A 9089-nucleotide genomic window follows, 5' to 3' on the forward strand; every position below is an offset into this window, starting at 1 on the left:
ACAGATCAATAAAAAATATTAGATCTTCTTCATCTGTGTCCATCTGTGTCCATCTGTGTCAAAAAACTGCGTTCGGTAGGTGGCGCGTCATTCGAAACCCGACGGTCGTCCGACATGGTCCTCGGTCTTCCCGGGATTTGACAATATTCCTAGATTGAGGCATGGTGGATGCGACCATGGGGCCGGCGTCTGCGCGCGGGCGGCCCGTGCGAAAAACGGGGCCGGTGGGCGAATGCAACACATGCCCGAATGCGTTGCATCGTGTTGCATCCGGTTGCATCCGCCGGGCAACCCCTCGCCGAAGGGCGGGATTGTTCATGCTTGGCGGTTGCAGTATAGTGCATTCCAAGACAAAAAATGCGGTGGGGGAGGGGATGCACGAACCGGATTGGCCGCAGTCGGTCCTGCGGTATGGCGGCCGGCTGCAGGCCGGGCGGCTGGCCGCCAACGGGTCCTCTCCCGATGCGCCGTCCGACATGGCCCTCTCCGACACGGCCCTCCGGCGCGCCTCCCAGGCGCGCGGCCCGGATGCGCCGCCGCCCGGCGACCTGCACGCGCTGGCCGTGCGGCTCTACATGCTGTGGAATTACGAGTAGGGCCGGGCGTTGCCGCGCCGGCGGCGCTTCCATTCGCGCCAGCGGCGCTCGCCCCACACCAGGACGCGGCCGATGGGCGCCTTCAGCGGTGGGATGTCGTAGGCCAGCAGGACGAGGCCCAGCGGCAGCATCCACACGCCCAGCACGGGCAGGAAGCTGAAGATCCCGCCCAGCACCAGAAGGATGCCGGCCGGCACGCGGATCCACGTGGCCGACGGGGTGCGGATCCGGCCCAGCGCCCTGGCCATCGGGTCGGGCAGCCTGCCCTGGATGCGGTCGACCCGGCGGTCGAGCCGCCGGTGATGATTATCGCTCACGAACACCTGCTCGGGTGGTTGCTCCTGCCGCCCCATATGGCCCCTGGGACAACCGTTCCAAGGCGTTTTGATCGCGCGGGAGCCCCCCTTGACAGGATGCGCGGCAGAGTCTACGTGAAAGGCCTGCTCGGATCCGGGCCCCTCTGGCAGGTGGGTCGCCACCTGTGATGTCGGATCCCTTCACCTGCTCTTGCGCCGACGGGCGTAACCGCATTTGGAGGGCTCGATGGAGACATCGCCCTGGCTCTGGATAGGCTTCAACGCCTTCGTCGTCGTTCTTCTCGCCCTCGATCTGGGCGTCTTCCACCGCCGTCCCCATCAGGTGTCCGTCCGCGAGGCGCTGATCACCAGCAGCGGCTACGTGGCGCTGGCGCTGGCGTTCAACGCGGGCGTCTACTGGTTCATGGGCGCCCAGAAGGGCCTGGAGTTCACGACCGGCTACCTCATCGAATGGAGCCTGTCGCTCGACAACATCTTCGTCATCGCGATGATCTTCGGGCACTTCGCGGTGCCCCCCGCCTACCAGCACCGCGTGCTGTTCTGGGGCATCCTGGGTGCGCTGGTGATGCGCGCGACGCTGATCTTCGCCGGCACGGCGCTGATCCAGCAGTTCCACTGGACCATCTACCTGTTCGGCGCGTTCCTGCTGTTCACCGGCTTCAAGATGCTGATGGCCGCGGACGCCGAGCCGGACCTGGCCAACAACCGCCTGCTGAACTTCGTGCGCCGCCACGTGCGGATGACCGACACCTACGAAGGCGCGCACTTCTTCGTGCGCCGCAACGGGGTGCTGCTGGCCACGCCGATGCTGCTGGTCCTGGTGATGGTCGAGGCGACCGACCTGATGTTCGCGCTGGACAGCGTGCCGGCCATCTTCGCGGTGACCAGCGACCCGTTCATCGTCTACACCTCCAACGTCTTCGCCATCCTGGGCCTGCGCTCGCTGTACTTCGCGCTGGCCGGCATCATCCACCGCTTCGCCTACCTGAAGTACGGCCTGTCGCTGGTCCTGGTCTTCATCGGCACGAAGATGGTGCTGATCGACGTCTGGAAGGTGCCGACCGCGCTGGCGCTGGGCGTCACCGCCACGCTGATCGCCGGCTCGGTCGTGCTGTCCCTGATCAAGACCCGTTCGGACAACCAGGCCGCCGCCAGCCGCGCGCCGCAGCCCGACCGGATCGCAGTGCAGGAGGGCTCGGCCGACTGACCCGCGACCGCCGCTTTCCCCATATCAAGAAACGATCGGCGCCCGCTCGTCAGCGGGCGCCGTTGACGGATTGAACCCGCAGGAGGACTTGCATGTTCGACCAGTACCCGAACCAGAACCGATGGGGCACGGCCGCCCCCACCATCGATCGTGCGGCCTTCGACCTGGGCCTGCGGCAGCACATGCTGCGGGTCTACAACTTCATGATGCTGGGCCTCGCCATCACCGGCGTGGTCGCCTTCCTGGTCGCCAGCACCCCGGCGCTGTACGTACCGATCTTCACCACGCCGCTGAAGTGGGTGGTCATGCTGGCCCCGCTGGGCTTCATCATGGTGCTGTCCTGGCGTTTCCAGAGCATGTCCGTGGGCGCCCTCCAGGCGACCTTCTGGGCGTTCTGCGCCGTCATGGGCGTGTCCATGGCGTCGATCTTCCTGGTCTTCACCGGCGCCAGCATCGCGCGGGTCTTCTTCATCACCGCCGCCATGTTCGCGGGCATGAGCCTGTGGGGCTACACCACCAAGGCCGACCTGTCGAAGATGGGCGCCTTCCTGATGATGGGTCTGATCGGCATCGTCATCGCCAGCCTGGTGAACATCTTCGTCGGCTCCTCGGCGATCCAGTTCGCCATCTCGGTCATCGGCGTGCTGGTCTTCACCGGCCTCACCGCCTACGACACGCAGCGCATCAAGGAAGAGTACGCCGAGGGCTACGGCCATGAGGCGAACATGAAGCTGGCGGTCATGGGTGCGCTCGGCCTGTACCTGAACTTCATCAACCTGTTCCAGATGCTGCTCCAGCTGATGGGCCAGCGCGAGGAGTAATCCTGCGCGGGGGACCGGCCGCCGCCGGCCTTCGGCCGGTCCCCCACCGCTTCCTTCCCGGTTACGGCTCCCTTGTTCTTTTCGCTGCGCGCGCGAGCGTGTACGGTGTGGCCCGTGCCCCGCCGGGCACGCGGTGAGACGCGTCAGCCAAAGCGAAAAAAGCAAGAACCGCCGAGTATCGACCCAGGAAGGAATCAGCAGTCATGGTCACCGAACGCATCAAGGCCGGCGAGTTGCAGGTTGCCGCCGAGCTTCACCGCTTCATCGAGGACGAGGCCCTGCCGGGCACCGGCGTGTCCTCGCAGCAGTTCTGGTCGGCGCTGGACGCCATCCTGCACGACCTGGCCCCGCGCAACCGCGAGCTTCTGGCCAAGCGCGACGCGCTGCAGGCCAAGATCGACGAGTATTACCGCGCGCGCCGCGGCCAGCCGGCCGACCTCGCCGGCTACAAGGCATTCCTGCAGGAGATCGGCTACCTGCTGCCGGAGGGTCCGGACTTCACCGTGACCACCTCCAACGTCGACCCCGAGATCTCCACCACCGCCGGCCCGCAGCTGGTCGTCCCGGTGATGAACGCGCGCTACGCCCTGAACGCCGCCAACGCGCGCTGGGGCAGCCTCTACGACGCGCTGTACGGCACCGATGCCATCCCCGACGCCGACGGCGCGGAGCGCGGTGCGGGCTACAACCCGAAGCGCGGCGAGAAGGTCATCGCCTACGCCCGCGGCGTGCTGGACCGCGCCGCCCCGCTGGCCGAGGGCAGCCACGCCGAGTCGACCGGCTACGCCATCGAAGGCGGGGCGCTACGCGTCACGCTGAAGGACGGCCGCACCGTGGCGCTCGCGCAGCCGGAGAAGTTCGCCGGCTTCACCGGCGCGGTGACGGCGCCCGCGTCCATCCTGCTGGCCAACAACGGCCTGCACCTGGAAATCCGCATCGACCGCAGCCACGCCATCGGCAAGACCGACCCGGCGGGCGTGGCCGACCTGATCGTCGAATCGGCGCTGACCACCATCATGGACTGCGAGGATTCTGTGGCCGCCGTGGACGCCGCCGACAAGGTGGTGGTCTACCGCAACTGGCTGGGCCTGATGCGCGGCGACCTGACCGCGACCTTCCCCAAGGGCACCGGCACGGTCGAGCGTCACCTGAACCCCGACCGCACCTACACCACGCCGGACGGCAAGGGCACGCTGACGCTGCACGGCCGCGCGCTGATGCTGGTGCGCAACGTCGGCCACCTGATGACCAACGACGCCGTTCTGCTGAAGGACGGGTCGGAGGCGCCGGAAGGCATCCTGGACGCCATGGTCACCGGCCTCATCGCGCTCTATGACCTGAAGGGCCTGGGCAAGCATCGCAACAGCCGCGCCGGCTCCATGTACATCGTGAAGCCGAAGATGCACGGGCCGGAGGAAGTCGCCTTCGCCTCCCAGCTGTTCGGCCGGGTCGAGGATGCGCTGGGCATGGCCCGCAACACCATGAAGATGGGCATCATGGACGAGGAACGCCGCACCACGGTGAACCTCAAGGAGGCGATCCGCGCGGCGGCCGAGCGCGTGGTGTTCATCAACACTGGCTTCCTCGACCGCACCGGCGACGAGATCCACACCGCCATGGAGGCCGGCCCGGTCATCCGCAAGGCCGACATCAAGAACGCCGCCTGGATCAAGGCGTACGAGGACTGGAACGTCGACGTGGGCCTGCTGTGCGGCCTGAAGGGCCGGGCGCAGATCGGCAAGGGCATGTGGGCCATGCCCGACCTGATGGCCGAGATGCTGAAGCAGAAAATCGCCCACCCACGCGCCGGCGCCAACACCGCCTGGGTCCCGTCGCCCACCGCCGCGACGCTGCACGCGCTGCACTACCACGAGGTGGACGTGGCCGCCCGTCAGGCCGAGTTGGCCAGCCGCAAGCGCGCCAGCCTGGACGACATCCTCACCATCCCGATGGCCGACCGCGTCAACTGGTCGGAAGCCGAGATCCAGCAGGAGCTGGACAACAACGCGCAGGGCATCCTGGGCTACGTCGTGCGCTGGATCGACCAGGGTGTCGGCTGCTCCAAGGTGCCGGACATCAACAACGTCGGCCTGATGGAAGACCGCGCCACGCTGCGCATTTCCAGCCAGCACATGGCCAACTGGCTGCACCACGGCATCTGCACCGAGGCGCAGGTCATGGAGACCATGAAGCGCATGGCGGTGGTGGTGGACACCCAGAACGCCGGTGACCCGCTGTACCGCCCGATGGCTCCGAACTACGAGCAGAGCGTCGCCTTCCAGGCCGCGTGCGACCTCGTGTTCAAGGGCCGCGAGCAGCCGAACGGCTACACCGAGCCCGTCCTGCACCGCCGCCGCATCGAAGCGAAGGCGCAGGGCTGATCGTACGGCCCGCCCCCGCACAGGCGCGGGCGGGCCGTTACGCTCCGAACAGCGCGTCCCGCACGGCGACGAGGTGCATCTTCACCGCGTCGCGTGCGGCCGCCGGGTCGCGCGCCTTCATGGCGGCGACGATGGCGCGGTGGTGCGCCTCGTAGGACTGCCGGCGCTCCGGCGTCAGGCTGCGCTCCTTCAGGCGGCCCCATTCCGCCCGGTCGCGGATGCGGTTCAGCACCGTGTAGAAGGCGTCCAGCAGGTCGTTGCGGCAGGCGGCGACGATCGCCCGGTGCAGGGCGCCATCCCAATGCTCGAATTCAGCGATGCCGCGGGCGGCCTCGGACTCCCGCAGGCAGCGGTCCATCTCCGCGAAGTCGGACAGCGTGGCGCGGCCGACGGCCAGTTCGGCCACCGGCGGCTCCAGCAGGATGCGCACCTCCATCACCTGCGCCGGGCTGGCGTTGAGGAAGCCTGCCGGCAACATGTGTGGCACGCCGTCGGCCAGGGTGACGGCGATGCCGTTGCCTGAACCGCCGTCCACGAGGAACGTCCCGCGCCCGACGCCGCGGGCGATGCGCCCTTCCGCCTCCAGCATGTCCAGCGCGCGGCGCACGGTGTTGCGCGCCAGCCCCAGCGACTGCGCCAAGTCGCGCTCGGTCGGCAACTGCTCGCCCGGGCGCCAGAGGCCGCAGGCGATGGAGCGCTGCAGGTGGTCGTAGGCGACCTGGGCCCGGCCCAGCGTGTCGAGCGGCTTCGCGTCGGCCCTGATGAGCGGCTTGGTGATCAGCGGCTTGGTCATGGACGCCGGCCCCGGTTGCGCGCCTGGGGCGCACCAATGTGAACCATACGGCGACGCGCGGCACCGCGCCAATCTGCTCGATTGGTATACGAATAATCAGCCGTACGGCTAATTGACCTAGCAAACCAATCGGGATCACGATGGACCAGCGATGAGGCGATTTTAGACCGATAAGGTTCATCCAACAAAGAAGGCGCAGCCGATGAAGCTGGCGACGGTTCAGGGGGAGGGAGGCGCGCAGGTCGCGCAGGTCGACGATGCCGAGGGGCGGGCGTGGCTGGTGGACCCGCCGGCCTGGGCGCCGAAGCCGTTCGGCATGGCCGACGTGATCCGCGGCTGGCGCGATCTGCGGGGCGCGCTGGTGCGCACGGGGCCGGGCATTCCGCTGTCGCAGGTGCGGCTGCTGGCGCCGATCCCGCAGCCGCGGCGCAACCTGATGTGCGTCGGCAAGAACTACCACGACCACGCGCACGAGTTCGCCCGCTCCGGCTTCGACAGCAGCGCCAAGGGCGCGGCGGACGCCATTCCCGAGCATCCGATCGTCTTCACCAAGCTGCCGGAAACCGTCGTCGGCCCCGGCGCCGCGATCCGCTACCCGCACGGGGTCAGCGACCAGATCGACTACGAGGTGGAACTGGTGGTGGTGATCGGCCGCGCTGGCCGCGACATCCCGAAGAATGCCGCCATGGACCACGTCTTCGGCTACACCATCGCCAACGACGTGACGGCCCGCGACATCCAGGCCAAGCACAAGCAGTGGTTCCTGGGCAAGTCGATCGACAGTTTCTGCCCGCTCGGCCCGTGGATCGTCACCGCCGACGAGGTGGACCTCGCCGACACGCCGGTGCGCTGCTGGGTGAACGGGGAACTGCGCCAGAACTCCAACACCCGCGACCTGATCTTCGACGTGCCGACGCTGATCGAGACCATCTCGCGCGGCATCACATTGCAGCCCGGCGACCTGATCCTGACCGGCACGCCGGCCGGCGTCGGCCTGGGCTTCACGCCGCCGAAGTTCCTGAAGCCCGGCGACCGCGTGAAGCTGGAGATTGGCGGCATCGGCATCCTGGAAAACCCGGTGGAGGGCTGACGCCATGGCGACCGTGACGGTCGACCGCATGGCGGTCGAGGTGGACGGGCAGGGCGACGCGGTGCTGATGATCCACGGCCTGGGCGGTACCTCCAACACCTGGGCGCCGCAGGCCATGGCGCTGGGCAGCCGCTACCGCCTGATCCGGCCGGACCTGCCGGGATCGGGGCGGTCGAAGACGCCGGAAAGCCCGCTCTCCATCGGCCTGTTCGTTGCCGGCATGGCGAAGGTCTGCCAGGTTCTGGGCATCGAACGGGCGCATGTCGCCGGCCACTCCCTGGGCACCATTGTGGCGCAGCATCTGGCGGTGGAGCACCCGAACCTCGTCCGCTCGCTCACCCTCTACGGCCCGCTGATGGCGCCGGCCGACGCCGGGCGGCAGGGCTTGCGCGACCGCGCCGCCAAGGCCCGGGACGAGGGCATGCAGCCGATCGCCGACGCCATCGTGCAGGGATCGCTGTCCAGCGACACGCGCACGAACCAGCCGGCGGTCGCCGCCTTCGTGCGGGAATCGGTGATGCGCCAGTGCCCGGAAGGCTACGCCAGGACCTGCGAGGCGCTGGCCGGGGCGGAAGCCGCCGATCCCGCCCGCATCCGGGCGCGCACCGTGCTGGTCGCCGGGGATGAGGACGCGGTGGCGCCGGCCTCGGTGGCGCGGACGATCGCCGACCGCATGAACGGGGCGGCGGCCGTGCGCGTGCTCAACCGCTGCGGCCACTGGATCCCGCTGGAGCGGGCCACCGACAGCACCGCGATCCTGAGCGAGGCCCTGATGGCCCGCGGCTAGACACCACCGCCACACCCAAGGTCGCGATAGATGGCCGGGCGGAGAGAGGGAGGATACCGATGGCGAACGTTCTCGTGACGAACGTGCGCATTCTCGACGGCACGGGCGAGTACCCCTACACCGGCGAGGTGCTGATCCAGGGCAACCGCATCCGCCGCGTCGCGCGCAGCCTGCGCAGCCTGCCCACCGTGGGCGCCACGGTGATCGACGGCGCCGGCGCCACGCTGATGCCCGGAATGACCGAGGCGCACACCCACTTCTCCTGGAACGATCAGCCGGACCTGGAATCCATCCAGCGCATGCCGCCGGAGGAGCACACGCTGTGGGCCGCCAAGGTGGCGAAGACCTACATCGACAGCGGCTTCACCTCCTGCGTCGGCGCCGCCGCGGCCAAGCCGCGCCTGGACGTGGTGATCCGCAACGCCATCAACAGCGGCCTGATTCCCGGCCCGCGCTACCTCGCCAACGGGCAGGAGATCGCCACGACCGGCGGCCTCGGCGACACCTCGCCGCCGCACATCCCGGCGCCGGAGCTGAGCTTCGGCTGGATCGTCACGGGGCCGGAGGAGATCCGCCGCGCCGTGCGCATGTTCATCAAGTACGGCGTGGACCTCCTGAAGCTGAACATCTCCGGCGAGGAGATCGCCGGCGTGGCGGCCGAGGAGACGCCCATGTGCGACGACGAGGTCGCCATGGCCGTCAGCGAGGCGCACCGCCGGGGCAAGCGGGTGTGCGCCCACGCGCGCTCGGCGGAATCGGTGAAGATGTGCGTCCGCCACGGGGTGGACATCATCTATCACGCCTCCTACGCCGACGAAGAGGCCCTGGACATGCTGGAGGCCGCCAAGCACAAGCACATCGTGGCGCCGGCCCTGGCGTGGCTGATCCGCACCGGCCGCGACGCCGCCGACTGGGGCATCAAACCGGACAGCCCGCTCGCCATCAAGTACCAGCGTGAAACCGAGATCGCCTGCGAGACCATGCGCAAGATGCTGAAGCGCGGCATCCGCGTGCTGCCCGGCGGCGACTACGGCTTCGCCTGGATCCCGCACGGCACCAACGCCCGGGACCTGGAGTATTTCGTCGACTACTGCGGC

At 68.5% G+C, this 9089-nt stretch carries 9 protein-coding genes; 7 read left to right on the plus strand and 2 right to left on the minus strand.

The window, feature by feature from the left end; all coding sequences use genetic code 11:
- The first annotated feature begins 374 nt into the window (after positions 1–374).
- The gene (locus VED21_RS00005) at positions 375–596 is read left to right on the plus strand and encodes a hypothetical protein (RefSeq protein WP_324880244.1); all 222 of its coding nucleotides are present in this window, start codon (positions 375–377) and stop codon (positions 594–596) included.
- Here the strand turns inward: VED21_RS00005 and VED21_RS00010 are convergent.
- Positions 587–913, minus strand: a complete 327-nt coding sequence (locus VED21_RS00010; protein WP_324880245.1) for a hypothetical protein — start codon at positions 911–913, stop codon at positions 587–589. The genes VED21_RS00005 and VED21_RS00010 overlap by 10 nt on opposite strands.
- A 226-nt stretch (positions 914–1139) precedes the next feature.
- On the opposite strand from VED21_RS00010, the gene VED21_RS00015 reads away from it, so the two are divergent.
- From VED21_RS00015 to VED21_RS00025, 3 genes are all read left to right on the plus strand, one after another.
- Positions 1140–2120 carry a TerC family protein gene (locus VED21_RS00015; RefSeq protein WP_324880246.1) on the plus strand — a complete coding sequence of 327 codons (981 nt, stop codon included), beginning with the start codon at positions 1140–1142 and terminating at the stop codon, positions 2118–2120.
- Between the two features lie 92 nt (positions 2121–2212).
- Positions 2213–2941, plus strand: a complete 729-nt coding sequence (locus tag VED21_RS00020; protein ID WP_324880247.1) for a Bax inhibitor-1/YccA family protein — start codon at positions 2213–2215, stop codon at positions 2939–2941.
- 203 nt (positions 2942–3144) lie between these two features.
- Positions 3145–5322 carry a malate synthase G gene (locus VED21_RS00025; RefSeq protein ID WP_324880248.1) on the plus strand — a complete coding sequence of 726 codons (2178 nt, stop codon included), beginning with the start codon at positions 3145–3147 and terminating at the stop codon, positions 5320–5322.
- A 37-nt stretch (positions 5323–5359) separates the two neighbouring features.
- Here the strand turns inward: VED21_RS00025 and VED21_RS00030 are convergent, their stop codons facing one another.
- On the minus strand, positions 5360–6115 hold the full coding sequence (locus tag VED21_RS00030; protein ID WP_324880249.1) for a FadR/GntR family transcriptional regulator: 756 nt from the start codon (positions 6113–6115) through the stop codon (positions 5360–5362).
- A 202-nt stretch (positions 6116–6317) separates the two neighbouring features.
- Between VED21_RS00030 and VED21_RS00035 the strand changes: the two genes are divergently transcribed.
- The 3 genes from VED21_RS00035 to VED21_RS00045 form a co-directional block, all read left to right on the plus strand.
- The gene (locus VED21_RS00035; RefSeq protein ID WP_324880250.1) at positions 6318–7205 is read left to right on the plus strand and encodes a fumarylacetoacetate hydrolase family protein; all 888 of its coding nucleotides are present in this window, start codon (positions 6318–6320) and stop codon (positions 7203–7205) included.
- Between the two features lie 4 nt (positions 7206–7209).
- Entirely contained in the window at positions 7210–7992 is a 783-nt protein-coding gene (locus tag VED21_RS00040; protein WP_324880251.1) for an alpha/beta hydrolase, read from the plus strand.
- A 59-nt stretch (positions 7993–8051) separates the two neighbouring features.
- On the plus strand, positions 8052–9089 hold a 1038-nt coding region (locus VED21_RS00045), incomplete at its 3' end, for a metal-dependent hydrolase family protein (RefSeq protein WP_324880252.1).

It is taken from the genome of Azospirillum sp., from assembly GCF_035627195.1.
Taxonomy (GTDB): domain Bacteria; phylum Pseudomonadota; class Alphaproteobacteria; order Azospirillales; family Azospirillaceae; genus Azospirillum.

Coding starts and splice junctions, on each gene's coding strand:
- VED21_RS00020 (WP_324880247.1), top strand. CDS start 2,213: ATGTTCGACCAGTACCCGAACCAGAACCGATGGGGCACGGCCGCCCCC.
- VED21_RS00030 (WP_324880249.1), bottom strand. CDS start 6,115: ATGACCAAGCCGCTGATCACCAAGCCGCTCATCAGGGCCGACGCGAAG.
- VED21_RS00025 (WP_324880248.1), top strand. CDS start 3,145: ATGGTCACCGAACGCATCAAGGCCGGCGAGTTGCAGGTTGCCGCCGAG.
- VED21_RS00005 (WP_324880244.1), top strand. CDS start 375: ATGCACGAACCGGATTGGCCGCAGTCGGTCCTGCGGTATGGCGGCCGG.
- VED21_RS00015 (WP_324880246.1), top strand. CDS start 1,140: ATGGAGACATCGCCCTGGCTCTGGATAGGCTTCAACGCCTTCGTCGTC.
- VED21_RS00035 (WP_324880250.1), top strand. CDS start 6,318: ATGAAGCTGGCGACGGTTCAGGGGGAGGGAGGCGCGCAGGTCGCGCAG.
- VED21_RS00040 (WP_324880251.1), top strand. CDS start 7,210: ATGGCGACCGTGACGGTCGACCGCATGGCGGTCGAGGTGGACGGGCAG.